At 46.0% G+C, this 26,631-nt stretch carries 27 protein-coding genes and 1 pseudogene; 19 read left to right on the top strand and 9 right to left on the bottom strand.

Annotation, left to right across the window (positions count from 1 at the left end):
* Positions 1 to 18: 18 nt before the first annotated feature.
* Positions 19 to 915, bottom strand: coding sequence for a YegS/Rv2252/BmrU family lipid kinase (locus G4O42_RS11295; RefSeq protein ID WP_032874092.1), 897 nt, complete (start codon positions 913 to 915; stop codon positions 19 to 21).
* A gap of 178 nt (positions 916 to 1,093) precedes the next feature.
* Between G4O42_RS11295 and brxB the strand changes: the two genes are divergently transcribed.
* The 6 genes and pseudogenes from brxB to G4O42_RS11265 all read left to right on the top strand — a co-directional run bounded on the left by brxB (position 1,094) and on the right by G4O42_RS11265 (position 5,610).
* On the top strand, positions 1,094 to 1,531 hold the full coding sequence (gene brxB, locus G4O42_RS11290) for a bacilliredoxin BrxB (protein ID WP_003153223.1): 438 nt from the start codon (positions 1,094 to 1,096) through the stop codon (positions 1,529 to 1,531).
* A gap of 245 nt (positions 1,532 to 1,776) precedes the next feature.
* The gene (gene artP, locus G4O42_RS11285) at positions 1,777 to 2,544 is read left to right on the top strand and encodes an arginine ABC transporter substrate-binding protein ArtP (RefSeq protein WP_032874094.1); all 768 of its coding nucleotides are present in this window, start codon (positions 1,777 to 1,779) and stop codon (positions 2,542 to 2,544) included.
* A gap of 61 nt (positions 2,545 to 2,605) precedes the next feature.
* Positions 2,606 to 3,265, top strand: coding sequence for an arginine ABC transporter permease ArtQ (gene artQ / locus G4O42_RS11280; protein WP_032874096.1), 660 nt, complete (start codon positions 2,606 to 2,608; stop codon positions 3,263 to 3,265).
* Positions 3,258 to 3,980, top strand: a complete 723-nt coding sequence (gene artM / locus G4O42_RS11275; protein ID WP_032874098.1) for an arginine ABC transporter ATP-binding protein ArtM — start codon at positions 3,258 to 3,260, stop codon at positions 3,978 to 3,980. Before artQ ends, artM begins: the two co-directional genes overlap by 8 nt.
* Before the next feature lie 76 nt (positions 3,981 to 4,056).
* A complete protein-coding gene (locus tag G4O42_RS11270; RefSeq protein WP_032874154.1) occupies positions 4,057 to 5,010 on the top strand; it encodes an aromatic acid exporter family protein in 954 nt (317 codons plus the stop codon).
* 69 nt (positions 5,011 to 5,079) lie between these two features.
* Positions 5,080 to 5,610, top strand: a pseudogene (locus G4O42_RS11265) (L,D-transpeptidase).
* A 13-nt stretch (positions 5,611 to 5,623) separates the two neighbouring features.
* On the opposite strand, the gene prli42 reads toward G4O42_RS11265, so the two are convergent.
* Positions 5,624 to 5,719, bottom strand: a complete 96-nt coding sequence (gene prli42, locus G4O42_RS11260) for a stressosome-associated protein Prli42 (protein WP_007408390.1) — start codon at positions 5,717 to 5,719, stop codon at positions 5,624 to 5,626.
* Positions 5,720 to 5,812: 93 nt separating this feature from the next.
* Between prli42 and mce the strand changes: the two genes are divergently transcribed.
* Genes mce through G4O42_RS11245 form a run of 3 tightly spaced genes read left to right on the top strand, consistent with a single transcriptional unit; the run spans position 5,813 to position 8,883 of the window.
* Positions 5,813 to 6,241 carry a methylmalonyl-CoA epimerase gene (gene mce, locus G4O42_RS11255; protein ID WP_032874101.1) on the top strand — a complete coding sequence of 143 codons (429 nt, stop codon included), beginning with the start codon at positions 5,813 to 5,815 and terminating at the stop codon, positions 6,239 to 6,241.
* On the top strand, positions 6,228 to 7,751 hold the full coding sequence (locus tag G4O42_RS11250) for an acyl-CoA carboxylase subunit beta (protein ID WP_032874103.1): 1,524 nt from the start codon (positions 6,228 to 6,230) through the stop codon (positions 7,749 to 7,751). The genes mce and G4O42_RS11250 overlap by 14 nt, the downstream gene beginning before the upstream one ends.
* A 16-nt stretch (positions 7,752 to 7,767) precedes the next feature.
* The gene (locus G4O42_RS11245) at positions 7,768 to 8,883 is read left to right on the top strand and encodes a tripeptidase T (RefSeq protein WP_003153237.1); all 1,116 of its coding nucleotides are present in this window, start codon (positions 7,768 to 7,770) and stop codon (positions 8,881 to 8,883) included.
* Positions 8,884 to 8,995: 112 nt separating this feature from the next.
* Here G4O42_RS11245 and G4O42_RS11240 read toward each other — a convergent pair whose 3' ends face one another.
* Together G4O42_RS11240 and G4O42_RS11235 are read right to left on the bottom strand one after the other, a co-directional pair.
* Positions 8,996 to 9,832, bottom strand: coding sequence for a membrane protein insertase YidC (locus G4O42_RS11240; protein WP_032874105.1), 837 nt, complete (start codon positions 9,830 to 9,832; stop codon positions 8,996 to 8,998).
* 32 nt (positions 9,833 to 9,864) lie between these two features.
* Entirely contained in the window at positions 9,865 to 10,146 is a 282-nt protein-coding gene (locus G4O42_RS11235; protein WP_003153239.1) for a hypothetical protein, read from the bottom strand.
* A 75-nt stretch (positions 10,147 to 10,221) separates the two neighbouring features.
* Between G4O42_RS11235 and G4O42_RS11230 the strand changes: the two genes are divergently transcribed.
* Positions 10,222 to 11,466 (top strand): DNA polymerase IV, encoded by a 1,245-nt coding sequence (locus G4O42_RS11230; protein WP_032874108.1) that lies wholly within the window; start codon positions 10,222 to 10,224, stop codon positions 11,464 to 11,466.
* Between the two features lie 108 nt (positions 11,467 to 11,574).
* On the top strand, positions 11,575 to 12,984 hold the full coding sequence (gene gndA, locus G4O42_RS11225) for an NADP-dependent phosphogluconate dehydrogenase (RefSeq protein ID WP_007408395.1): 1,410 nt from the start codon (positions 11,575 to 11,577) through the stop codon (positions 12,982 to 12,984).
* A 90-nt stretch (positions 12,985 to 13,074) separates the two neighbouring features.
* Here gndA and zwf read toward each other — a convergent pair whose 3' ends face one another.
* Positions 13,075 to 14,544: a glucose-6-phosphate dehydrogenase gene (gene zwf / locus G4O42_RS11220; protein WP_012117935.1), complete on the bottom strand. Its 1,470-nt coding sequence runs from the start codon at positions 14,542 to 14,544 to the stop codon at positions 13,075 to 13,077.
* Positions 14,545 to 14,752: 208 nt separating this feature from the next.
* On the opposite strand from zwf, the gene rnz reads away from it, so the two are divergent.
* Complete coding sequence (gene rnz, locus G4O42_RS11215; protein WP_032874110.1) at positions 14,753 to 15,679, top strand: ribonuclease Z; 927 nt, start codon at positions 14,753 to 14,755, stop codon at positions 15,677 to 15,679.
* A 78-nt stretch (positions 15,680 to 15,757) separates the two neighbouring features.
* Entirely contained in the window at positions 15,758 to 15,907 is a 150-nt protein-coding gene (gene rpmG, locus G4O42_RS11210; protein WP_003153246.1) for a 50S ribosomal protein L33, read from the top strand.
* 49 nt (positions 15,908 to 15,956) lie between these two features.
* Here the strand turns inward: rpmG and G4O42_RS11205 are convergent, their stop codons facing one another.
* The 3 genes from G4O42_RS11205 to G4O42_RS11195 form a co-directional block, all read right to left on the bottom strand.
* The gene (locus G4O42_RS11205; protein WP_032874113.1) at positions 15,957 to 16,730 is read right to left on the bottom strand and encodes an alpha/beta fold hydrolase; all 774 of its coding nucleotides are present in this window, start codon (positions 16,728 to 16,730) and stop codon (positions 15,957 to 15,959) included.
* A gap of 113 nt (positions 16,731 to 16,843) precedes the next feature.
* Complete coding sequence (gene namA, locus G4O42_RS11200; protein ID WP_032874116.1) at positions 16,844 to 17,860, bottom strand: NADPH dehydrogenase NamA; 1,017 nt, start codon at positions 17,858 to 17,860, stop codon at positions 16,844 to 16,846.
* A gap of 139 nt (positions 17,861 to 17,999) precedes the next feature.
* A complete protein-coding gene (locus G4O42_RS11195; RefSeq protein ID WP_032874118.1) occupies positions 18,000 to 18,323 on the bottom strand; it encodes a GlpM family protein in 324 nt (107 codons plus the stop codon).
* A 138-nt stretch (positions 18,324 to 18,461) separates the two neighbouring features.
* Between G4O42_RS11195 and G4O42_RS11190 the strand changes: the two genes are divergently transcribed.
* On the top strand, positions 18,462 to 19,316 hold the full coding sequence (locus G4O42_RS11190) for a LysR family transcriptional regulator (RefSeq protein WP_032874120.1): 855 nt from the start codon (positions 18,462 to 18,464) through the stop codon (positions 19,314 to 19,316).
* Positions 19,317 to 19,644: 328 nt separating this feature from the next.
* Here the strand turns inward: G4O42_RS11190 and loaP are convergent, their stop codons facing one another.
* Complete coding sequence (loaP, locus tag G4O42_RS11185) at positions 19,645 to 20,175, bottom strand: antiterminator LoaP (RefSeq protein ID WP_003153257.1); 531 nt, start codon at positions 20,173 to 20,175, stop codon at positions 19,645 to 19,647.
* A gap of 734 nt (positions 20,176 to 20,909) precedes the next feature.
* Here loaP and fabD point away from each other — a divergent pair.
* The 5 genes from fabD to G4O42_RS11160 are packed head-to-tail and all read left to right on the top strand — an operon-like array spanning position 20,910 to position 26,599.
* A complete protein-coding gene (gene fabD, locus G4O42_RS11180; protein WP_032874123.1) occupies positions 20,910 to 23,168 on the top strand; it encodes an ACP S-malonyltransferase in 2,259 nt (752 codons plus the stop codon).
* Positions 23,169 to 23,208: 40 nt separating this feature from the next.
* The gene (locus tag G4O42_RS11175) at positions 23,209 to 24,189 is read left to right on the top strand and encodes an LnmK family bifunctional acyltransferase/decarboxylase (RefSeq protein WP_032874125.1); all 981 of its coding nucleotides are present in this window, start codon (positions 23,209 to 23,211) and stop codon (positions 24,187 to 24,189) included.
* 24 nt (positions 24,190 to 24,213) lie between these two features.
* Positions 24,214 to 24,486, top strand: coding sequence for an acyl carrier protein (locus tag G4O42_RS11170; protein ID WP_003153264.1), 273 nt, complete (start codon positions 24,214 to 24,216; stop codon positions 24,484 to 24,486).
* Positions 24,483 to 25,847 carry a long-chain fatty acid--CoA ligase gene (locus G4O42_RS11165; protein WP_032874127.1) on the top strand — a complete coding sequence of 455 codons (1,365 nt, stop codon included), beginning with the start codon at positions 24,483 to 24,485 and terminating at the stop codon, positions 25,845 to 25,847. Before G4O42_RS11170 ends, G4O42_RS11165 begins: the two co-directional genes overlap by 4 nt.
* Positions 25,848 to 25,861: 14 nt before the next feature.
* Positions 25,862 to 26,599: an SDR family oxidoreductase gene (locus tag G4O42_RS11160; RefSeq protein ID WP_032874129.1), complete on the top strand. Its 738-nt coding sequence runs from the start codon at positions 25,862 to 25,864 to the stop codon at positions 26,597 to 26,599.
* Positions 26,600 to 26,631 lie beyond the last annotated feature (32 nt).

The following is a 26,631-nucleotide window of genomic DNA, read 5'->3' as shown; positions in this document are numbered from 1 at the left end:
AAAGGAGCTTTTTTATTTTCATTGTGAATCCTCGGGAACAAGCATAGTGAGATGATGTTTTTTCACTTCGATCGTACAAGGTGTTGTTCCGTATACCTCGCCATCTGTATCCGCGTCCATTTCACGTCCGGTTTCGATTTCAATTCTGGAGGCCTGAATATAGGACAGCTCCCCTTTGAAATCATCAAATGAACCCTGCTCCATCGTCATCAGCTCCCGCAGCGCGGCAAGGCTTGTGTTGCGGCAGATTAACACATCGGCTAAGCCGTCCCGGAGGCTGGCATCAGGCAGGGGAACTCTGTTTGTCCCGATATAATGCCCGTTCATGACAAGCACCATTACGGCTTCGTCTTCTTTCACCTCGCCGTCAATCGTCAATTTGACAGGAAACGGGTTCGCGCTTGTCATCGTCCGCAAGGCGCTCGTGAAGTAGCTGATTTTACCAAGCCATGCTTTTTCAGTTTCATTGATATGGCTTGATGCTTCGGTGATCAGTCCGATGCCCAAGAAGTTCAGAAAATAGCCGTCATCCGTTTTACAGACGTCAATCATCCGTTTATGTCCGCCCGCGAGCGCTTCAGCGGCCTTTTGAAGGTTTTGCGGGATGCCGAGCGCCCGGGAGAAATCGTTGCACGTTCCTCCCGGCAAAATGCCGACAGCGGGTCTGTGATCAAGCTTGCTGATGCTGTTGATGCATTGATGCACAGTGCCGTCCCCGCCTAAAATATATAAATGGTCAACTGAACTGTCGAGATTTTCACAATACTGACGGGCATCATCCTGATGTTTGGTCGGTTTAATCAAAAGTTCGTCAGCTGACTGGGCCAAAATGGGGACGACCGTGCCGAGCGTTTTATCAATCTGCTTTTGACCGGCGTTTCCGTTATAAATTAAAACTGCTTTCCGTTGGCTCATATGACTGCTCCTTTATTTCAGACAATATCCTTACCAAGTTTCCCGTTTTTAAAGGGTCATAAACTTACATCGGGAACATAAAAGGGACAAAAAACAATTGGATATGAGCGGTGTCATTTGCCGATAGGGAGGTTCCTTGCTATCATAAGAAGAGATGATCAAAAAGGAGAGGTCCCAGTTGAATATGGATTTTAATTTATTTATGAATGATGTCGTGCGTCAAGCCCGCCAGGAAATCACGGCCGCCGGGTATACAGAGCTGAAAACCGCTGAGGAAGTGGACGAAGCGCTTTCGAAAAAAGGAACGACACTCGTCATGGTCAACTCTGTGTGCGGATGCGCAGGCGGTATTGCACGGCCTGCCGCGTACCATTCCGTACATTACGATAAACGCCCGGATCAGCTTGTGACGGTATTTGCCGGACAGGATAAAGAAGCGACAGCCAAAGCGAGAGAATACTTTGAAGGCTATCCGCCGTCCTCTCCGTCATTTGCCATTTTAAAAGACGGTAAAATCATGAAAATGGTGGAACGCCATGAAATTGAAGGCCATGAGCCGATGGCCGTCGTCACAAAACTGCAGGAAGCATTTGAAGAATATTGTGAAGAAGTATAAGTGAAAGAAAAACCCCGGAGCCAAGCGCTTGCGGGTTTTTTTTATATGGAATCTGTATAAATATAAATATTTATACATCGGCGTTCAGCTGTCACTAATCTGAAAAACAATGACTATAATAAACACAGAAAGGAAAATATATTTTTCAAAAATAGTATTGCATCACAATTAAAAAGTGTTTAAAATACAAGTTAACGAATAAATATTCAAATTTAAGAGATCAGTAGATATGGGGGAAATGAATCATGAAGAAATGGCTGTTGGTATTAGCTGCTGCATGTATCACCTTTGCGCTGTCCGCCTGCGGATCAGGCAATTCAGGCTCAGAAGGCGGAAAGAACAAGCTGATTATGGGTACATCGGCTGACTATAAACCATTTGAATATAAAGACGGCGATCAGATCACCGGGTTTGACGTTGATCTGGCAAAAGCTCTGGGCAAAAAGACCGGCTATGACGTTGAGGTGCGGGACATGGACTTCAACAGCCTGATTACAGCTTTGAAGTCCAAGCAGGTAGATATGATTTTATCTGGAATGACACCTACGCCGGAACGGAAAAAGCAAGTTGATTTTTCTGATATTTATTATACTGCTAACAATATGATCGTTACGAAAAAGGGAAGCAGCATTAAATCCCTGAGTGATCTGAAAGGCAAAACCGTCGGTGTTCAGCTTGGCTCCATTCAAGAAGAAAAAGGCAAGAAGCTCGCTTCGAAATACGGTTTTCAGCTCGAAGACCGCAACCGGATCTCAGACTTAACCGAAGAGATCAAATCCGGGCGTTTTGATGCCGCGATTATCGAAGACATCGTAGCACAAGGCTATTTCAGTTCAAATCATGATCTGCAGGGCTTTGCGTCAGCAGATGCGAAATCAGACGAATCGGGTTCCGCGATTGCGTTCCGCAAAGACAGTGATCTGACAGCGAAGTTCAACAAAGCGCTGAAAGAAATGGAGAAAAACGGAGAAATCGAAAAACTGAAGAAAAAATGGTTCACCAACGAGAAATAAAAGAAAGCTCAACTTTTCGTTGAGCTTTTTATCTTGAATAAAGACAAAGGAGATCACACGTATGAATTTGGATTTCTCAGCGACAATCCCCCAAATTCCTTTTATATTGGAAGGCCTTGCGGTCACATTGAAAATCGTGCTCGTTTCAGCGCTCATCGGTCTTGTATTAGGCATCGTGCTCAGCTTATTTAAAATCAGCACGATCAGTCCGCTGAAATGGATTGCGGATTTTTATACTTCGATATTCCGCGGCACGCCGCTCGTGCTGCAGCTGATGATCATCTATTTCGGTATGCCGCAGCTCCTCGGCTTTCAGATCGATCAATTTTGGGCGGCGGTCACCGCATTATCGCTCAATTCAGCCGCTTACGTCTCTGAAATTATCAGAGCGGGAATCAACGCAATTGACAAAGGACAAAAAGAGGCTGCCGTCGCTCTCGGCGTGCCGTACGGAAAAATGATGAAAGATCTGCTGCTGCCGCAGGCGTTTAAAAACATTTCTCCGGCTATTATTAACGAATTAATCACCTTAACGAAAGAATCGGCGATCGTCACAGTTATCGGTCTTGGCGACATTATGAGACGGGCCTACCAGTCTGGCGCCGCAACATACAACTATTTAGAACCTCTTATCGTGGCGGGCTTAATCTATTACGTGCTCGTTTTGATCTTAGCATTCATCGGAAAAGGCGTAGAAAGGAAGCTGAAAGCCAATGATTAAGGTCGACAATCTGTCAAAATCATTCGGGAAACATGAAGTACTGAAAAACATTTCAACACAGATCGAAGAAGGGGAAGTCGTCGCTGTCATCGGCCCTTCCGGTTCCGGCAAATCAACGTTTCTGCGCTGCTTAAATCTGCTGGAAACCCCGAGCGGCGGAACGATTGCCATTAAAGAAAACGAAATTACCGCCTCTAAAACGAATAAACTGAAAGTGCGGGAAAATATCGGCATGGTATTTCAGCATTTTCATTTGTTTCCTCATAAAACGGTGCTTGAAAATATCACATACGCGCCGGTCAGCGTGAAGAAAGAGTCTAAAAAGGAGGCGGAGGAAAAGGCGTGCGCTCTCCTTGAAAAAGTCGGACTGCTTGACAAACGGAACGACTATCCGAACCGTTTGTCAGGCGGACAGAAGCAGCGGGTCGCCATCGCGCGTGCGCTTGCCATGAATCCTGACATCATGCTGTTTGATGAACCGACCTCGGCTCTTGACCCGGAAATGGTCAAAGAAGTTCTTGAGGTGATGAAAGAGCTTGCGCAGACGGGCATGACGATGGTGATCGTAACGCACGAAATGGGATTTGCCAAAGAAGTCGCAGGCCGTGTATTATTTATGGATGAAGGGACGATCGTGGAAGACGGGCAGCCGGAAGAATTTTTTCTTTCTCCGAAGTCAAAAAGAGCACAGGACTTTTTAGAAAAAATATTATAAAATATAACTGGAAGAAAAGAAGAAGGGTGCTCTTCTTCTTTTTTTTGAGAAAGAAACAAACAGAATGGAGCAAGCAATGTTTAAAATCGGTTACCGGACACTAAAGACCGCACTTGGAACGGCGCTGGCCATTTATTTAGCCCAGCTGTTGCATCTGCAAAACTTCGCATCCGCAGGAATCATCACCATATTGTGCATCCAGATTACGCAAAAGCGGTCGCTTCAGGCCTCGTGGGCCCGATTTGCCGCCTGTTTATTGGCAATCGTCTTCTCATATGTCTTTTTCGGGCTGATCGGCTATTACCCGTTTGCGATCGGAATATTGCTGGTGCTGTTCATTCCGACTACAGTCGTTTTAAGAATAAACGAAGGGATCGTCACCAGCTCAGTAATCATTCTTCATTTATATATGTCCGGCGGCATTACGATGGCGTTTATCTGGAATGAGTTCCAGCTGATTACCGTAGGTATCGGCGTCGCGCTGTTAATGAATCTGTATATGCCGAGCCTCGACAGAAAACTCGCGGCGTACCGGAAAAAAATCGAGGACAACTTTTCCGTCATCTTCGCCGAAATCGAACGGTATTTGTTAACTGGTGAGCAAGATTGGTCGGGGAAGGAAATACCGGAGACGCATCAGATGATTCAAGAGGCGAAAAACCTCGCCTATCGGGACGTGCAGAATCATATTTTGCGCCATGAAAATCTCTACTATCATTATTTTAAGATGAGACAGAAACAATTTGAAATCATTGAACGGCTGCTGCCGAAGATTACCTCTATTTCAATAACGGTGGAGCAGGGCAAAATAATCGCCCATTTCATCCATGAATTAAGGGAAGCCATTCATCCCGGCAATACTGCTCATAAATTTTTAAAAAGACTTGCAGAAATGAGAACGGAATTTGAAGAAATGCCGCTCCCGGCAACGCGCGAGGAGTTTGAAGCTCGGGCGGCTTTGTTCCACCTCCTCGGTGAGATGGAACAATATCTCGTGATTAAAAGTTATTTCAAAGGCATCAAGCTGTAAAAAACATATGGATCAATCGCATGAGTCCACCTTTCATTGGTCATTCTAATGAAAAAAGGAGGGGAGCCCATGCGATTTTTTTTATTGTCAGCCGCCCTGCTGCTGTCTCCGCTTTGACCGCTTGGCGCGAATCCTTTGCCGGGTGACCCTTATATTATCGTCAATAAAGCCACAAATGCGCTTGCTGTTGTGAAGGATAACCGAATAGAAGGCATTTATCAGGTGGCGACGGGAAAAACGGATGATTTGACGCCTGAAGGAGAATTTACGGTAACGGTCAAAGCCGTCAATCCGTATTACCGGAAGAAAAATGTAAAGGGAGGCGCGCCGGAAAACCCGCTCGGCGTCCGCTGGATCGGTTTTGACGCGAAAGGAACCGACGGCAGGATATACGGCATTCACGGAACAAACAGAGAAGAGCTGATCGGGGGGTTTGTATCAAACGGCTGCATCCGTATGAAAAACCGGGATGTCATCCGTATTTTCCGGATTATTCCTCCCGGAACGAAAGTATTGATTACAAAAGAAAACCGCTCATTCGAGGACATTGCAATAGAGCGGAAAGCCCTCATAAAAAAGCAGGAAACCCCCTTGCAATGAGGCGCCTGCTTTTTTACCGCAAATACATCATAATGCCTGAGAGGAGGGTTGAAAGTATAAATACGCCCAAAATGACGATGACGGCGCTTTTCATAAATTTTTGAGACATTGTTTCACTCCTTAAGATTACTGTCTATCATTTTAACGTGTTTTGCTTGTATGAACAAGCCATATCCTATGGCGGAAAGCAGGTGGCCGCGCTATGAAAAAACTTGATCATGTCGGCATTGCCGTCAGCTCTATAGAAGCTGCGAGAGGATTTTACGAACGGATGCTCGGGCTTACGTATATGGGAGACGAGCTGGTAAGCGGCCAAAATGTGAGAGTTGCTTTTTTAGAAGCGGGAGGCACAAAGCTTGAGCTGATTGAGCCGCTGTCGGACGCGTCTCCCGTCAGCTCTTTTTTACAGAAAAGAGGCGAAGGGCTGCATCATTTGGCATTCCGCTGCGCCGATATGAAGGAAACGATCAAGGAGCTTGAAGCATGCCGCATGACTTTGATCCATCATGAACCGCAAAAAGGAGCGGGCGGGAAGAAGATCGCATTTCTCTCTCCAAAAGAGGCGAACGGGGTCCTGATTGAGCTTTGTGAAACAATTGAAAAAGGAGAAACTCAAGATGAGCATGAGTGATCATATCAGACACTTAAACGAAAGACGTTCCTTTTTAACAAATGGCGGCGGTGCGGAAAAAAATGAAAAACAGCACAAAAAAGGCAAGCTGACGGCAAGAGAAAGAATTGACTATTTATTGGACGAAGACAGTTTTTCAGAGCTGCAGCCGTTTGCCAAAAGCCGCATGCCCGGGTCCCGAAATGCTCCGGGAGACGGAGTCGTTACCGGATACGGCACAATTGACGGACGGCCCGTGTATTTGTTTGCCCATGACTTTACCGTACTCGGCGGGACGCTCGGCGAGACACATGCGGAAAAAATCGCGGCGGTAATGGATCTGGCGGCGAAAAATAAAACTCCGATCATCGGGCTGAACGACTCAGGTGGTGCGAGAATTCAAGAGGGTGTGGTATCATTAAATGGATACGGTCATATCTTTAGGCGCAACGTCCTTTACTCGGGAGTGATTCCGCAAATTTCTGTCATCCTTGGGCCGTGTGCCGGCGGTGCTGTTTATTCACCCGCATTGACGGATTTTGTGATTATGGCGGAACATACGTCGCACATGTTTATTACAGGCCCGAAAGTCATTGAACAGGTTACGGGTGAACAGATTGACGCGGCAAGTTTAGGCGGTGCGGGAATACATAATGTGATAAGCGGAAATGCCCACTATTCCGCACGAACGGAAAAAGAGGCTCTTTCCGCTGTGAAAACCCTGCTTTCTTATCTCCCGCACGGCGGACAGACGGCATTGCCCGTTAAAAAGGAAGACGCCAGACCGTTATTAAATACCCTCGTTCCCGCGGACAGTTCGAAACCTTACGATGTGTTACAGGTAATAAAAGAGCTGGCGGATGACGGAACGTTTTTTGACATTCAGCCGTATTTTGCCAAAAACATTGCTGTCGGTTTTCTGAAACTCGGACGGCGTACAGTCGGTGTTGTCGCAAATCAGCCGAAACACTTGGCGGGAAGCCTCACGATTGATGCCGCTGACAAAGCGTCGAGATTCATCCGTTTTTGCGACGCGTTTCATATTCCGTTATTGACGATCGCTGATGTTCCTGGATTTCTTCCGGGCCTTCAGCAGGAGCATGCGGGGATCATCCGTCACGGAGCAAAATTGCTGTATGCTTTTGCCGAAGCGACGGTGCCGAAAGTGACGCTCATCATCAGAAAAGCCTACGGAGGCGCCTATGTCGCCATGAATTCGAAAGGGCTCGGGGCAGATCTTGTATTCGCCTGGCCCAATGCGGAAATCGCCGTGATGGGAGCGGAAGGCGCGGCGTCGATTTTATACAGCAGAGACATACAGGCTTCTGACGACCCGGAGAAAACGAAGCGCGAAAAAAAAGCCATTTACGAAAAGGAAAACGCCGGTCCGTATAAAGCGGCGGCCTGCGGAATGGTGGATGATATCATCCGGCCGGAAGACTCGAGGAAAAAATTGATTCAGGCATTTGACATGCTTGCGCATAAGGAAGAGGAAAGACCGAAAAAAAAGCACGGTAATATACCGCTTTAAACGGAGGGAACTGAAAATGGTAAACGAAAAACGTCTGCTTGAAGAATTTCTTGAACTCGTTCAAATTGATTCAGAGACAAAACATGAAGCGGAAATCAGCAAGGTGCTCAAACAAAAATTCACTGATTTAGGATTGAGCGTAAAAGAAGATGATACAAAAGAAGTGACGGGGCATGGCGCCGGCAACTTAATCTGTACGTTAAAGGGCACAAAAGATGCGGATACGATTTATTTCACATCGCACATGGACACGGTTGTCCCCGGCAAAGGCGTTAAGCCGATTGTGGAAGACGGCTATGTAAAATCCGACGGCACGACGATTCTCGGCGCTGATGATAAGACGGGTCTTGCTGCAATGTTTGAAGCCATTAAAGTGCTGAAAGAACAAAACATCGAGCACGGCACCATTGAATTCATTATCACGGCCGGAGAAGAATCGGGATTAGTCGGGGCAAAAGCAATGGATCGTTCAGACATTACCGCGAAATACGGTTTTGCGCTTGATTCAGACGGAAAAGTCGGCAACATTATTGTAGCCGCGCCGACACAAGCGAAAGTGAGAGCAACCATTTTCGGTAAAACGGCTCATGCGGGAGTAGAACCGGAAAAAGGCATCTCCGCGATTACAATCGCGTCAAAAGCTATCTCTAAAATGCCGCTCGGCCGTATTGATAAAGAAACAACGGCTAATATCGGACGTTTCGAAGGCGGCACGCAAACCAATATCGTCTGCGACCAGGTTGATATTCTGGCTGAAGCGCGTTCATTAGTGCCTGAAAAAATGGAAGCGCAAGTGCAGAAAATGAAAGAAGCTTTCGAATCTGCTGCAGCTGAGATGGGAGGCCGCGCGGAAGTGGACATCGCGGTCATGTATCCGGGTTTCAAATATCAGGACGGCGATCAGGTTGTGGAAGTCGCGAAAAAAGCGGCGGCAAAAATCGGCCGGCCGAGCGAACTTCAGACAAGCGGCGGCGGAAGTGACGCAAACGTCATTGCCGGCCACGGCATTCCGACAGTCAACCTGTCAGTAGGCTATGAACAAATCCATACGAAAAATGAAAAAATGCCGATTGAAGAGCTCGTCAAAACGGCGGAAATGGTCGTTGCCATTATCGAAACAGCGGCCAACTAAAAACGAAGCACCCAATTTGGGTGCTTTTTTCATTCTTCATGATAATTGGCTTAAAGCCTTGCAGATACAAGAAAAAAACCCTGCCGGATAGGTTTCGGGCAGGGTTTCAGTATTATGATTTGGCGGGCTCCGCCTGAGCCGCAGCTTGTTTCTTTTTATGATGCGTCTGCTGTAAAAGTACATTCTGCACTGTCAAAAACAGTCCGCTTGTAAACCAGTAAAGCGGCAGCGCAGCCGGTACGTTAAGTGAAAAAATGGTCATCATGACAGGGAAAATAAAGACCATGATTTTTGCTGACTGCATCGCGGCCGGATTTTGAGCAGCCGGTGAATATTTCTCGTTTAATTTTTGGGAAATATAAGCCTGTAAGAAATACACGGCCCCCGCGCACAGTGATACAAGAATATCAGAATGCCCTAAGCTGAACCACAGAAATGAGTGTGAAGCGATTTCCGGCGTTGAGCGGATGGCGTAATAAAAACCGATCAAAATCGGGAATTGCACCAGCATCGGAAGACATCCCATTGCCATCGGATTCAGATTGTGCTCACGGTAAAGCTTCATCATTTCCATTTGCAGTTCTTTTTGTTTTTCCGCATCTTTCGTTTGTTTTATTTTAGCCTGGATGCTGTCGACCTGCGGTTTGATCACAGCCATTTTTTCCTGGAACACCCGCTGTTTCTTAAATTGGTTCACAAACAAAGGCAATACAACGATCCGGACGATAATCGTCACCAGAATAATCGACAGTCCGTACTCACCGTGGAACAGGCCCGCCACACCTTTTAAAAGTGCCGAAAACGGCTCGATCAGGTAATCGTGGAAAAAACCGATATTCCCGAGGCCTCCCGTCTGAGTCTGAGATGTCGCCGCAAAAGCCGAGCGGCCTGTGCACAGTACGATAAAAAACAATCCGAATGCGATCCATTTTTGATATGTTTTAGACAATTATGTCTCCTCCTTTTTATCTTCACTTGCCGTTATAAAAGGAGGAAGCTGACATCTTCATCATCATTCGCCGGTGAATTCATGCGGATGACTTTACGTATCCAAGTTGTAATGCGATGATATATAATAATAAGAAAGTCTGTTCGGTTCAGCTGAACGACTGCTTGATGTTCATCTATTCGTTTCGTTCTCCAATGCTCGCCTGCGCGGCGCTCACGCAAAAGAAAAGCGATGCCGATCGCGGTCAGAGCGGGAAGAATAATTGTGAAAAAATCGACTAAAAATAAAAAGTCATTCATTGACTCAAGAATCATTTTATCACATCCATTCAGCTCTTATTTTACTACATATATATAAGGTTGTCTATGAAAGGAAAGGAGGCGCCGGGAGTGGCCGGAAAAGGGAGAATTATATTTCATATCGATATGAACAGTTTTTATGCCTCCGTAGAAATGGCGTATGATCCGTCTTTAAGAGGAAAACCTATCGCCGTTGCCGGAAACGTGAAGGAACGGAAAGGAATCATCGTCACCTGCAGCTACGAAGCGAGAGCGCGGGGCGTAAAGACCACCATGCCGGTGTGGCGGGCAAAACGCCTCTGTCCGGAACTCATCGTCGTGCCTCCGAATTTTGACCGCTACCGGAGTTCATCAAAAGAAATGTTCAGCATTCTGAGGGAGTATACGGATTTAGTCGAGCCTGTTTCTATTGATGAAGGATACATGGATATTACGGACACACCGCACAGACACAGGGCGTATGAGACAGCCGAAGACATTCAGGCGAGACTGCAAAAAGAGCTTTTGCTCCCGTCAAGCATCGGCATCGCCCCGAATAAATTTCTCGCTAAAATGGCGTCTGACATGAAAAAACCGCTCGGCATCACCATTTTAAGAAAAAGAGAGCTGCCGGACGTCTTATGGCCTCTTCCGATTGAAGAGATGCACGGTATAGGAACGAAAACTGCGGAAAAAATAAAAACGCTCGGCATCAAAACGATCGGTGATTTGGCAAAAGGAGATGAACATGCGCTGAAAACGCTTCTCGGCATAAACGGCCCGAGGCTGAAGGATAAAGCGAACGGCATCCATCCTGCAGAAGTCAATCCCGAGCGGATTTATGAATTTAAAAGCGTCGGCAACTCATCCACCCTGTCGCATGATTCGGCTGACTGGGATGAATTAACGGGCGTGTTTGAACGGCTCGCGCTGTCTGTGAGCGAACGGCTCCAGCGCAAGGAGGTCATGGCCTGCCGGCTGTTCATCATGATTCGGTATGCGGATTGGAAAACAGTCACAAGAAGCATGACCCTCAGCAATCCGGCTGATCAGAAAAAAGACATCATGGAAGCGGCGATGGAACTGTTTGACAAGCACTGGAACCAAAACCCGGTAAGGCTTCTCGGCATCACCGGAACGGAACTGGTTGAAAAACAGCAGGCGTATAAACAGCTTGATCTGTTTTCATTCAAGGAGGACGCAAAGGATGAGCCAATTTTTCAGATGATGAACGAGCTGAATGAAAAGTACGGCCAAAACCTGATCAGAAAAGGCGCCGTTATAAAAAAAGAAGAAAGTAAAACAAGGGGAACGAGCTTTAACAGAGACTTTTTCCAGGATGAAAAGAAAAGGTGAATAACTTGAAAAAAGGGGTTATGTATGATAATTTCTTTAGTATAAATATCATTTTATTTTAATTTAAATTTTAAAATGGTTAAACGTTTGAAGAAGGGACGTTAGAATATGTCAAAACAACAAATCGGAGTTATCGGTCTTGCGGTAATGGGTAAAAATCTGGCTCTTAACATCGAAAGCCGGGGATTTTCTGTGTCTGTATACAACAGATCAAGCAGCAAAACGGAAGAGTTTTTAGAAGAGGCAAAAGGCAAAAATGTTGTCGGTACATACAGCATTGAGGAGTTTGTCCAGTCTCTTGAAACACCCCGTAAAATTTTATTAATGGTTAAAGCGGGAACTGCAACGGATGCGACGATTCAATCTCTTCTTCCTCATCTGGAAAAAGACGATATTTTGATTGACGGCGGAAATACATACTATAAAGATACACAGCGCCGGAACAAAGAGCTTGCCGAAAGCGGCATTCACTTTATCGGAACGGGTGTATCAGGCGGTGAAGAGGGAGCGCTGAAAGGGCCTTCTATTATGCCGGGCGGCCAAAAGGAAGCGCACGAACTCGTGAAACCGATTCTAGAAGCCATTTCTGCTAAAGTGGACGGAGAAGCTTGTACGACATACATCGGCCCGGACGGAGCGGGGCACTATGTAAAAATGGTGCACAACGGTATCGAATACGGTGACATGCAGCTGATCTCTGAGTCATATTTCATTTTGAAACAGGTGCTCGGATTGTCTGCCGAAGAGCTTCACGAAGTATTCGCTGAGTGGAACAAAGGAGAGCTTGACAGCTATCTGATCGAAATCACGGCTGACATTTTCACTAAAAAAGATGAAGAAACGGGCAAACCGCTTGTTGACGTCATCCTTGATAAAGCAGGCCAAAAAGGAACGGGTAAATGGACAAGCCAAAGTGCTCTTGACTTAGGCGTGCCGCTTCCGATTATCACTGAATCTGTTTTTGCGCGTTTCATTTCCGCAATGAAAGAAGAGCGTGTGAAAGCAAGCAGCCTTCTGTCCGGGCCAGACGTTAAGCCGGTCACTGAAAATAAAGAAGAGCTGATCGAAGCGGTCAGAAAAGCGCTCTTCATGAGTAAAATCTGTTCTTACGCACAAGGCTTCGCCCAAATGAAAGCCGCGTCTGAAGAATATAACTGGGATCTGAAATACGGTGAAATCGCGATGATCTTCCGCGGCGGCTGTATCATCCGCGCGGCGTTCCTGCAAAAGATCAAAGACGCATATGACCGTGAACCGGAGCTTGACAACCTGCTGTTAGACAGCTACTTCAAAAACATTGCAGAAAGCTACCAAGGCGCCCTTCGCCAAGTGATTTCACTTGCCGTAGCCCAAGGCGTGCCGGTACCTTCGTTCTCAAGCGCACTTGCGTATTACGACAGCTACCGTACGGCAGTGCTTCCTGCAAACTTGATTCAAGCGCAGCGTGATTACTTCGGCGCGCATACGTATGAACGCACAGATAAAGAAGGCATCTTCCATACTGAATGGATGAAGTAATGAAGAAGCCCCCGCAATAACTGCGGGGGCTTTTCTGATATTAAAAACCGCGGGCCGTCATGAACGGCGCCGCGGTTTTTTGATGTTTTCTTATATATTCCACCAGTGGAGACCGTCTTTTTCAAGAAGATCGTCCGAAGCTTTCGGTCCCATTGACCCGGCTTCATAATTCGGAGAAAGGGTTTTGTCGGCTGCCCACGTTTCGGAAATCGCATCGACGAAATTCCATGAAAGCGCCACTTCGTCCCAATGGGCAAAGTTTGTCGCATCACCGAGCAGACAGTCATGGATTAATTTTTCATAGGCTTCCGGTGTGTTCATTTCATCACTGCAGTTGCTGCAGTAGTCCAGCTTAATCGGCTGAGCATGTGCGGCTCCGCCTAATTTTTTAGCGTTCAGATATAGTGTGATGCCTTCATCCGGCTGAATATGGATGACAAGCAGGTTCGGATTTACATTCGTTTCATTGCCGTAATAAAGGTTCATCGGAATGTCTTTAAATTGAACGACGATTTTCGTTGATTTTTCTTTCATCCGTTTCCCTGTGCGGATATAAAACGGAACGCCGGCCCAGCGGAAGTTATCGATTAACAGCTTTCCGGACACGAATGTTTCCGTATTGGAATCCGGTGCTACATTTTGCTCATCTGTATAGCTCGGTACAGCGTTTCCGTCAATCGTTCCCGCTTGGTATTGTCCGCGGACGAAGAAGTCACTTACTTCGTTTGGAGCGACAGGGCGGAGGGCTCTCAGCACCTTCACTTTTTCGCTGCGGATTTCTTCCGTGTTCAGTTTAATCGGCGGTTCCATCGCCAAGAGAGCGACCATTTGTAAAATGTGGTTTTGAACCATGTCACGGAGTGCGCCTGATTTCTCGTAATATCTCGCGCGATCCTCAACGCCGAGATCCTCACTTGACGTAATCTGGATGTTTGAGATGTAGCGGTTATTCCACAGCGGCTCAAACAGCGCATTCGCAAACCGGATGACTTCGATATTTTGAACCATTTGTTTGCCTAAGTAATGGTCGATCCGGTAAATTTGATCTTCCGTGAAAGCTTCGCGTATTTCTTTGTTAAGCTCTTTCGCACTCGGCAGGTCATGGCCGAATGGTTTTTCAATGACGAGACGGGACCAGCCATTTGTCGCTGTGACACCTTCGTTTTTAAGTGATTTTGCGATAGTGCCGAAAAACTCAGGAGCCATCGCCAAGTAAAACATTCTGTTGTTCGGGATTTCATATGTATGTTCAAGCTGATCAAGCAGGACATTCAGCTCCTGATAGGAACCCGGATTCGTTACATCAAACGGATGGTAATAAAAATGAGATGTGAAATCGTCTATGTCTTTTTGCCCGGCAGAAGAAACAGACGTTTTAACGGTTTCCCGGAGGTCCTCGTTTGACCAAGGTCTTCTTCCAACACCTACAACTGCAAACTCTTCACCAATTTGACCATTTTTATATAAACGGTGAATGGATGGGTAAAGTTTTCGTTTTGCCAAATCCCCTGTGGCACCAAATATTACAATTACTGCTTTTGGTTTGTCGTTTGTTTTCACTTAGAGTACCTCACTTTATCTGAAGCATGGTTTAAAACCCCGCATATTTCCTTCATTTTAAATCTAAAATTCGTTGAAAGCAAACATTTCAGCCTGTTTTTTGCGGTTTGCGGAAAAAAATTAATCAGGCCGGAGAAGGCCCGGGTGAATTCACATTTTCAGCCTGATCCTGTATCCTTAGTAGTACAAAGATCTAGGAGGAAGCATTGTGGAATTATTATTTTTAGGGACGGGGGCCGGCATGCCGGCAAAGACGAGAAACGTAACGTCCGTCGCGCTGAAGCTTCTTGAAGAAAGGCGTTCCGTATGGCTGTTTGATTGCGGAGAAGCCACTCAGCATCAGATATTACATACAACAATCAAACCGAGGAAAATTGAGAAGATTTTCATCACCCACCTTCACGGCGACCATGTTTACGGTCTTCCGGGTCTGTTGGGGAGCCGTTCATTTCAGGGCGGTGAAGAAGAGCTGACGATTTACGGGCCAAAAGGTATTAAAGCCTTTATCGAAACAAGCCTGAACGTGACGGCGACTCATCTGACGTATCCTCTTACCGTACATGAAATCGAAGAGGGGACGGTTTTTGAAGATGAGCAATTCATTGTTACCGCAGCATCCGTCATTCACGGCGTGGAAGCGTTCGGCTACCGGGTTCAGGAAAAGGATATTCCCGGCGCATTGCAGGCCGGCAGATTAAAAGAAATGAATATCCCGCCCGGACCCGTCTATCAGAAAATCAAAAAAGGCGAAACGGTCACACTTGACGATGGCAGAATCATTAACGGGCGGGATTTTTTGGAACCCCCGAAAAAAGGGAGAATCGTCGCTTTTTCCGGGGATACGAGGGCATCAGAGCGGGTAACGGAGCTGGCGCGCAATGCGGATGTGCTTGTTCATGAAGCGACGTTTGCCAAGGAAGATGCAAAGCTCGCACATAATTATTATCACGCGACGACAGAACAGGCTGCGCAAACGGCAAAAAAAGCAGGCGCCAAACAGCTGATCTTAACTCATATCAGCGCAAGGTATCAGGGTGAATCGCCGATAGAGCGTCTCGAACATGAGGCGAAAGCGGTATTTGAAAACAGTAAGATCGGATTTGACTTCATGGAGGTCACTGTGGAGCGGTCTTAAAAAATGAACGCTTGACATTTTTTTCTGGTGAGATATAATAAAACGTAATAATTACGATTTGTATAAGGGGTGAAAATGATGCGTGTAAATGTTACATTGGCCTGTACAGAGACAGGGGACAGAAATTATATTACGACGAAGAACAAACGGACGAATCCGGACCGGTTAGAAATGAAAAAGTATTCCCCCCGGTTGAAAAAGTATACGTTGCATCGTGAGACAAAATAGATCACGATAACAAAAGCCATTGTGCCGTTGCACAATGGCTTTTGTTTTATCAGTTTACCGCCTGATAGGCAGGAGCATTCATTTGCTGGCGCACCGCGCACCAAACATCATAAATGGCAAGGTGGACGATGTGCGGTTCATCGTGGTGAATGGCATGAGAACTGTTTTTGGCCTGAATCCATCCGCTTTGATAAGAGACATCAAGCATGCTTCTGTGCAGTTTCACCCATTGTTCATGAGCGTGCTTTAAGTGCTCATCCCGCTCTCCCGATGATAAAATCAACAGCGGCATATCGCCGAAATGAATCTGCTGATGCTTGATCTGACGAAGGCTCGTCAAAAATTCCGCGTGTGATCCTTCCAATACGAACTGTTTCAAATAGGCAGCTTTCATTTCTTCGGGAAGAAGCGGAAGCACTTTCGTCTCCTGATCCTCAGAAACCGGATCAAGCATCACCATCCCGAGAATATCCCGGCGGTTCCGGCTCGCCCAAAGTCTGCTGATAATCGCGCCGTATGAATGCGAGACGACAAGATAAGGAGGCTTGACGCCGGCCTTCAGAAGAAGAGTGTTTAATTCCTGTACCATGTGGTCCGCCGTTCTCTTGTTTCGGCTTTGTCCGCTTTTGCCGATTCCGGCTCTGTCATATGTGAAAACCCCAAATTCTTCATCTATGTCAGCGAGTAATGATGTCCATGTTTCAGAAGAAGTGCCGTAGCCGGCTTCAAAGACGATCGTCACTTCGCCGGCGCCTTTACGGTGTTTCGTATAAAACGGACACCCGTCAATCAGATATGTCCTTTCCATCCATGCTGCTTTCATTGGAGTCATCCCCTCTAATTGGTTCTATAGGGAAGACGGAGAAGCTTCGGCAATCGTTTCTCAAAAAATAAAAAAAGAGACAGCCGGATCGAAAAACTCCGGCTGTCACTTCATCACCATGCTCTGTCGTATTGAACCGGTGACGGTATTTCAGTATTCAGCTGCTTCGCTGCACTCCTTGCAAAGTGCGGATCGCGCAGAAGTTCTCTCGCGACAAAAATAAGGTCAGCGCGGTTGTTTTGCAGAATTTCTTCCGCCATTGTTCCCGTCGTTATCAAACCGACGGCGCCTGTTGCGATTTCGGCCTGTTCACGGATTTTCTCCGCGAAGCTCACTTGGTAGCCTGGGAAGACGTTAATATCAGCTTGAACGAGTGCGCCTGAGCTGCAATCAATGAGGTCGACTCCCTGTTCTTTCATCCACTTCGCAAAACCGATATGATCCGCAATGTCCAGCCCTTTGTCTGTATAATCCGATGCAGAAATACGGACAAATAACGGGCCGTCCCAGACTTCCTTGACGGCTTCAATGGTCTCGCCTAAGAAGCGGTAGCGATTTTCATGTGAGCCTCCGTATTCGTCTGTACGGTGATTGGACAGAGGGGACAAAAATTCGTGCATTAAGTAGCCGTGTGCCGCATGAAGTTCAATAATGTCAAAGCCGGCTTCTTTCGCGCGCGCCGCTGCCTGTTTGAATTCCTGAATGGTTTCTTTAATTTGTTCTGTCGTCATTTCAGCCGGTGTTTTGGACTGCTCGTCGAACGGAATAGCTGACGGAGCGTAAATGTCTCCCTCAAGCTCTGCTTTACGTCCCGCGTGCGCGAGCTGAATGCCGATTTTAGACCCTTGCGCTTTCACTTGTTCTGTCAGTTTGGCAAAGCCTTCGAGATGATCGTCGCTCCAAATGCCCAAATCTTGATCGGTAATACGTCCCTGCGGATTAACGGCTGTCGCTTCAACGATAATCAGACCGACCTGACCGATTGCACGCGATATATAGTGCGCCATATGAAAAGGCTGCAGTTTTCCGTCCTTCTCATGTGAGGAATACATGCACATCGGTGCCATAACAATACGGTTTTTGATCGTTACATCTTTAACGGTCCATGGGGTAAATAATTTTCTGGCCATTTATTTCGCCTCCCGGAATGTTTGTAGACATTAATTATAACAATTCATGATCATTCAGTCATATAAACTGCTCACGACTGAGCGCATTGTTATTATTGTTCTGGAAAGGCATTTTTTTATACACAGCGATGCCGTATCTTCATAACAGGCATTTACAGCTGATCATATAGCAAATATAGATGAGAAACGCACCGATGACTGCGTGGCCACCTTTGAACCAGTTTGTCAGGATGAAAATACTGCTGACGAAGATCACTGCGCCGAAGGCACCGAATATTCCGTTTTTTTGAGCGGCTCTGAAATCGTCGGGGCTCATGTTTTTCAGCTGCAAGTGAATATTCAGTAGCGTCATGATCGGCAGCAATGTGATAACGCCTGATAAAAATAAGTATTTCGACTTGCTTAAATACGCGGCGGCCACCATAACGGTGCCGCCGATAAAAAACTGAATGAGAAAACTCATGCTGAAACGCTCACCTTCTGTTTGTTATCAAGTATAATGATGGAGACATTGCCATTTTATTTTTGATTGATATATAAGTAAACTAAATATAACTAATGCATTGGATAATAAAGAATGATATCTGGGAGATGAAGCCGGTTGGATTTAAAGAAGCATTTAGCCTTTATTAAAACGGTTGAAAGCGGCAGCCTGACCCAAGCCGCTGCCATATTGAATTACACACAGCCGAACATCAGCCAAATGATCAGTAAATTAGAGGAAGAGTACGGTTTTCCGCTTTTGATCAGACAGCGGCATGGAGTGAGGCCCACCGCAAATGGCTTGAAAGTGTTACATATTATGAAGGAAATTCAAAAAAACTATGAAAAACTGTCTGAAACCGTTGATAATATTAATGGGTTAGAAAGAGGGGAAGTCCGGCTCGGAACTGTTACGAGCGTGGCCGTAAAATGGCTGCCGAAAATTTTGAGGGAATTTCATGAGCTGTATCCTTCCATTAAGGTGCATTTGTTTGAAGGAAATTCTACTGAACTGGAAGAATGGCTGAAAGATGACCGGATTGATGCGGCGATCGGGACATCCCACAGCGAGAAGTGGTATTTTTACCCGTTGGCCGAAGACCCGATTGTAGCGGTGATGAGCCCGCAGCATGAATTGGCGCAATGTGAAACGGTTCCGTTACATGTCATGGAGTCCGTCAAATGTATCGTGCCTTATCCGGAGACACATTTTGATGTGCTGAAAGTGCTGAAGGAAGAAAAGATTACGCCGCGGGTCGCTTATCAAATCAGAGGGGATGAAGCGATTATTGCAATGGTGCGGAACAATCTGGGGATCAGCATCTTGCCGCAGCTTTTGGTGAATGATTGTGATGTGCTCATCAAACGGTTCGACCGGTATGTCTCCAGGCAGCTCGGCCTTTTGACAGCTCATGCAAAGGAGACGCAGACACCTTCTGTCCGGTCCGTCAGGCTTCTGTCTGAAGAAGCCTGATGTGCGTTTAAGCCGGTTCAGGATAATAGACCAGCATAAAATATGTCACCGATTCATCCGAGGAATTAAAATAACTGTGCGGCATCGCCCGAAGTCAGCACTTGCTTTTCGTCATGAAGCTCAACCGTCAATTCACCGCTCTGGATTTATCTTCCCCTAAATGTGATTTTTGCCTCATGGGCGCAGCACGGCTTCAGGTCAACTATGCCTTGAAAACAAAAAGTCTGACCGTGACGGTGGTGAGCGGAGTTATTTTGGTGTCGGGCTTTCGTCTGTTTATATAAAAAGGGCATCAACGGCACATGCTGTTGATGCTTTTTTTGAAATGCTAGGGTTTGGAGAGCACTTCAATTCCGACGTTGACCATTTTGTCCAGTCCCATAAAAGACAGGCAGATTTTGGCGCGTCTTTTTCTTTTATCGATCTTTTTAATAATGCCTTCCATTCCTTTAAGAGGCCCTGAGGCAACGGTTACTTTTGAATTTTCAATATAGACTTTTGAATAATCTACAGTGTCTCCTTCTCCGATCAGCCTGATAATAGGGAGGATTTCTTCATCCTTAATTGTCGTGAAATAGGTTTTACGCTCTTTGGAATAATATGCGCCGTTATTCACGATTCTGCATGAAATGGGGAGTTCTTTGATTTTATGAAATGTCCGCTCTGTCATCTTCGTTTTAAACAGAACATATCCCGGAAACATCTTTTTGAGTGCCTCGTATTTGATTCCGGCTTTTCGTTCTGTGACTTTTTTCTTGGGTATGATTGAGTAGAGAGCCTGCTCATCAAACTGCAGACGCAGAAATTTTTGCACTGCTTCTTCTTTTCCGGACTCTACAAAAAGTGCGTACCATTTCATGACTGGATCCTCCTTAGAATAATAAGAAATTATTATACAAAGAAAGTATTTAATGGATAGTATTTAAAGTGATTAAAAATTTTTCTAATTCGTCTTTTTTTTACATAATATATGAAAATGAAAAATAAGTATAGACCCAATTGACAGAGAAGCGATGAAATTTTCTTTGACATGAAAAGGGTTCAGGGAATTATCTGACATTTATCCCGAAACAATTATGCCGACTGCCCACCGAATATAAAACTGTGGAATAAATGTCAGAAAATAACGAAATAAAGCCTTGACATTATTATCTATAAATTGATATTATTCTCTTTAAATAGCAACTATTTGTTAAATTTATTAAATTGATGTAAAGCACCTATTAAATTTCAATCGCTGTTTCGGCACGTTGAAGAGGAAGTAGGGATTATAAAAATGATTGTAGTGTATATATCTACATATACATGATAAGGGAGAAGTGTGCCGTCATGGCTGTTTTCGGGCATATTGGCACTGCAGCTTGTCATGAGAAACATTCAGTAAACAAGCAATATGTTTTAATATAAATTATGTTAGAAAAGGAAAACACAATGCGTTTGCGATTTTTAAACCTGTGCTGAATCGCAAACGCGTTTGTGTTTTTATTTTTATGCCGGTGTTTACACCAGTCAATATATGAAATAAGAGACGTTTTTGTATGGAGAACCACATGTGATGTACAAAATTGGCGATGCGGAAAGGATGAGGATAAGATGCTTACGTTTGTGTTCCCGGGGCAGGGTTCTCAATTTAAAGGGATGGGAGCCGGACTGTTTGATGAATTTCAAGATCTGACACGTCAGGCTGATGACATATTAGGCTACTCTATAGAAGAATTGTGTCTGGAGGATCCGAATCACCAGCTGGGGAAAACGCAATTTACCCAGCCGGCGTTATATACGGTGAGTGCACTCAGTTATTTAAAGAAAATGAAAGAGTCGGGGAGAGAGCCTGATTACGCCGCAGGGCACAGTTTAGGAGAATATAATGCGTTATTTGCGGCCGGCTGCTTTGATTTTGAGACCGGTTTGCAGCTTGTAAAAAAAAGAGGAGAGCTCATGAGCAAGGCAGCTCCCGGAAGCATGGCGGCGGTTTTGGGGTTTACGGCTGAACAAGTAAAAGAGGTTCTATCCGATTATCATCTGACCGGCATTGATATCGCTAACCACAATTCACCTTCGCAAATTGTGATCGCCGGAACGAAACAAGACATTGAAAAAGCGGGCCCCGTCTTTGAAAAAGCCGGCGTGAGAATGTACCTTCCTTTAAATGTGAGCGGCGCTTTCCATTCCCGCTATATGAAAGATGCTGAAAAAGAGTTTGCAGATTATTTAGAAAGAACGGCGTTTTTGCCTCTTCGTTTTCCGGTGATCTCAAATCTTCATGCCGCACCTTATAAGAATGATGAAATCAAAACAAATCTGACTTTGCAAATGACCAATCAGGTAAAGTGGACGGACACGATACGCCGTCTGATGGGACTTGAAAATAATGAAATTGCAGAAGTCGGGCCCGGGGAAGTGCTGACAAAACTGACGCGGCAGATTAAAAAAGATGCCGCCCCATTACCTATGCCGAAAGAAGAGTCTGATACTGCTGATGTCAAAGCATCGGCAGCTGATCCGCAAAAAACGGCGGGAATGAGATTAGGGAACGAAGATTTTAAAAAAGATTATAACATCCAATATGCTTACATGACGGGCTCCATGTACAGGGGAATTGCTTCGGAACAGATGGTCATTAAAGCGGCAAAAGCGGGAATGCTGGGCTTTTTCGGAACGGGCGGATTGAGTATCGAACGGATCGGACAGGCCATCGGAACCATCCGGTCTGCATTGCGGCAAGGGGAAACATTCGGAATGAATCTTCTTCATCATATGATGTCACCTGACAAGGAAGTCAGAATGATAGATTTATATTTAAAAAACGGCATTCATCTTATTGAAGCATCGGCATTTATGGGCATAACCCCCGCTCTCGTTATATACAGGGCAAAGGGATTAAGCAGGAATCATGACGGATCGGTGTCAGTTCAAAACAGAATCATCGCGAAAGTATCCCGGCCTGAAGTCGCTGAGGCCTTTCTGAATCCGGCTCCGGCTCATGTGCTGGAAAGACTTGTGTCTGATAATCGGCTGACAGCCGGGGAAGCGGCGCTTGCAAAAGAAATTCCGATGGCTGATGACATTTGCGTTGAAGCGGATTCAGGAGGGCATACCGACCAAGGGGTTCCGTATACATTAATGCCTGCCATGATCAGACTCAGAGACCGCATGATGGAGAAGCACGGTTATGCGAAAAAAGTAAGAATCGGCGCAGCCGGCGGCATCGGCACTCCGGAAGCGGCTGCTGCGGCGTTTCTGCTCGGCGCCGAATTTATCGGAACCGGTTCTATTAATCAATGCACGGTCGAAGCCGGGACAAGTGATTCAGTGAAAGATCTGCTTCAGGAAGCGAACGTGCAGGATACGTCATACGCTCCCGCGGGAGATATGTTTGAAGCGGGAGCAAGGGTGCAGGTGCTGAAAAAAGGACTGTTTTTCCCGGCAAGAGCCAATAAACTCTTTGACTTGTACAGACAATACAATTCTTTAGATGAAATAGATGAAAAAACGAAAACATTAATTGAAGAAAAGTATTTCCAGCGCGGTTTTGAAGAAGTGTATGAGCAGCTGAAACGTGATAAATCTCCTGAACAGATCGCCAAAGCCGAACAGAATCCGAAACACAAAATGGCGATGGTATTTAAATGGTATTTTTCTCATACGACAAGGCTCGCTCTGGAAGGAAAAAGCGAAAGTAAAATAGATTACCAAATTCATTGCGGCCCTGCACTCGGCGCGTTTAATCAGTGGGTGAAAGGAACCCCGCTTGAAAATTGGAGAAACAGGCATGTCGATCTGATCGGCAAACAGCTCATGGAAGAAACAGCCGGCCTTCTTGCGCAAAGGCTGGTATCGATTACAGGCTGAGTATGACCAGCCATTACATTTTTTCTGCGGAGGACAGACCATGCTGATTGAAAATCATGAATTAACGATGAGCCATGTCGGGTTAGGGAATTTGAATGAGTACGCGCTGCTGCTGTTATTCGGCAACGCACACAGTCACCATTTAACGGCCGGAACGGGATTCCGGCCTGATCAGATGGCCGATCACCAAGGGCTGATTTTGTATCCGGCTTATTTTATGACACATCTCAAAGTTCCTTCAGATCAGCCTCTTGATCAGTACCGATTATGGGACGAGGTTTCCGTCGGAGTCGATATCTCCCGCTTTGGAGAAACCATATTAGAATCTGATTATTTGTTCGGGCCGAAAGGAGCGGTCAGCTCTGATAAAAGCGAGTGGGACCGGGGACGGTTTCCTTCAATGAAAGCCAATAGTTTAATTGTCGTCGACGTCACACAAACAGAAGGTTCGACCCGCAAAGTCTCAGCGCCTAAGGCTGAGTGCATTGCGGAACTTTCTAAGCTAGCCAAGCCGCCTTACGCGCTGATGCGGTCAAAGAAAATCAGAACGGACGCCTTCGGTATGAAGCCGGGCAATCTCAAAACAGCAGACCCCGTTTTATATCGGGTTCCTGTTGATCAGGATGCTGCGCCTGGGCATGCCATGGTGTTTGCGAAATTCAGCAAGATAATGGATGCGGCGGAATTTGAATGGATGACGCGCCGGTCGAAGCCGGGTTTTCCGGTTTCAATCGCGCGGCATTTATTTTTGCTTGAAAGAGAGACGTATTATTACGGAAATTGTTTTGCAGATGAAGAGCTTGATATTTATATGACGGGACACATTGAAGAATGCGATCCCGACTTTCACGGTGAGTCCCTCAGTATGATCTCAGTGGCGAAAATCAGCTATCAGATTGAAGTCTATATGAAAAGAAATCATACATTGCTGGCCATTTCCAAGGTGGATAAGCTGCTGGCGGTGCCGACCTCTTCACAAGATCATATTCCGGATTATAAACGGGTCATCAGAAGTTTATAAAATGAAGAATGGAGCTGAAAGCAAATGGAACAAACCAAGGAAATGAAGCAGATCATCGCTCAAATCATTCAGGACATTCAAGAACAGCAGTCATATCGGGCCGTCGAAGCGGGAGATGATGTGAGAGTCATAGAGGATCTGGGCTTCTCATCACTGGATATCGCTCAATTAGTCGCACAGATGGAGATGGAAACCGGAGTAGATCCTTTTTCCCAAGGAGAAACGATTTCCAGCATTACAACCGTCGGCAGCATTTGTGATATTTATCAAAAATATATGGACAGTGCTCAATCATGAAAACAGAAAGCAGGGGAGATATCAGCTGGGTGACTGATAAGCTTAGGGAAACGCAAGACAGTGAGTTTCTCATTTTTAAAGGGCAGACTTTTACGTATGATGATTTGCTGACACGAATCAGCTTTTTTCAGAAAGAACTTAAACAAAACGGAATACGTGAAGGAGAATGTGTGGCGCTTATCGGGGATTATTCCCCGAACGCCATTTTTTTGCTGATGGCGCTTTTGTTAAACCGAAATATCGTTGTCCCTCTCAGCAATGAATCAAGGGAAAAGCACCTCGATATGTTTGAAGACGCGAAAGTGAATCAAATCATTGAAATAAATGAAAATGACAGCTGGACGCTTCGTGAAGGTTCTGAAAGCGCCTCTCACCCTCTGCTTGATGACCTGCGCGAGAGAGGGGAATCAGGCATTATTATTTTCACATCGGGAACCTCCGGCAAAAGCAAAGCATCCGTGTTAAGCGCCGGCCGGCTGCTTGAAAAATATAAAACGGCGAAGAGAAAACCGCTGCGTACGCTCATTTTTCTGAAATTAGATCATATCGGCGGCATTAATACGCTGTTTGCGATTCTGTTTAACGGGGGAACGATCGTCACATCAGTCAGCAGAACGCCGGAGTCCGTTTATCAGGCGGTCGACAAACATGCTGTCCAAGTGCTCCCCGCCACCCCGACCTTTTTAAACATGCTGCTGATGTCCAAGGCGGATGCCGGCTATAACCTCTCTTCACTCCGGCTGATCACTTACGGCACAGAGCCGATGCCGCAATCAACGCTGCGCGGCATCCACCGGATGTTTCCGGATGTACGGCTGAAACAAACATACGGATTAACTGAACTGGGGATATTCTCAACGAAATCAAAAGACAGCCAATCCACTTGGATGAAAGTAGGCGGCGCCGGAACAGAGACCAAAATTACCGGAGGCACGCTTTGGGTCCGTTCTGAGTCGGCGATGCTCGGCTATTTAAACGCACCGTCACCTTTCGATGAAGACGGCTGGTATGACACCGGTGACCAGGTGGAAACAGACGGCGAATATATAAGAATTCTCGGAAGAAAGAGTGAAATCATTAATGTGGGCGGAGAGAAAGTGTTTCCGGCAGAGGTGGAAAGCGTCTTTCTGGAGATACCGAATGTCCGGGATGTTCTCATAACGGGCAGAAAAAATCCGATTACAGGCGAGATTGTTGCGGCAGAGGCCGTGCTCGAAAAAGAAGAAGATATCAAATCTTTCAGAAAGCGGGCCGTAGCTCATTGCAAACAGAAGCTGCAGCCATATCAGATACCGCAGATCATCTCTGTTACAGATCGAAAACTGTCTAATGATCGATTTAAAAAAATAAGAAACGTGTAAAACAGGAGGCAAATATGAATAACGGAAAAGTAGCGGTCGTCAGCGGAGGAAGCCGGGGGCTGGGAAAAGCGATTGTACAGACGCTTTTGGATGAGGATTACAAAGTAGCCGCTTTCAGCCGCAGTGAATCTGATTTTATTAACACATTGAGAGACAGTGAAAAGTACCGCGGCCGCTTTTATTGGGAAGCGGCGGATGCGGCGGATGATGCCGCCATGAAACAGTTTGTTCTTCAAGTATACCGCAAGTTTTCCAGAATAGACGGCTTGGTCAATAACGCCGGTTTGAACCTTGATCAGCTGCTGCCCCTGACCAATGATGAAGACATTGACCGCATACTCAATCTGAATATCGGTTCAGTCATCAAGCTGACCCGAAACGTTTCCCGTGTCATGCTGAAACAAAATTCCGGATCAATCGTTAACATAAGCTCCATTATCGGCTCAAGAGGATTTAAAGGCACTTCAGTCTACAGCGCATCCAAAGCGGCTCTTGACGGCTTGACGCGAAGCCTGGCCAGGGAGCTCGGGTCGAAAGGAATCCGTGTCAATTCACTTGCGCCCGGTTTTGTGGACACCGATATGACGAAAAATATGCCGGAAAAACAAAAATCGCAGATTATCAGAAGGACGCCGATGGGACGTTTAGGCGAAACAGACGATATGACCGGACTCGTTCGTTTCCTGCTTTCTCCTGAATCGTCCTTTATGACCGGACAGACAATGGCCATAGACGGCGGATTAACTTGTTAAAGCACAGAAAAATTCTTTTGTACAAGGGATGG

This window comes from Bacillus sp. LUNF1, assembly GCF_011008975.1.
GTDB classification, from domain to species: Bacteria; Bacillota; Bacilli; order Bacillales; family Bacillaceae; genus Bacillus; species Bacillus velezensis.
The sequence above is the reverse complement of the archived record's forward strand: the minus strand, read 5'-3'. Positions and strand labels throughout refer to the sequence as shown.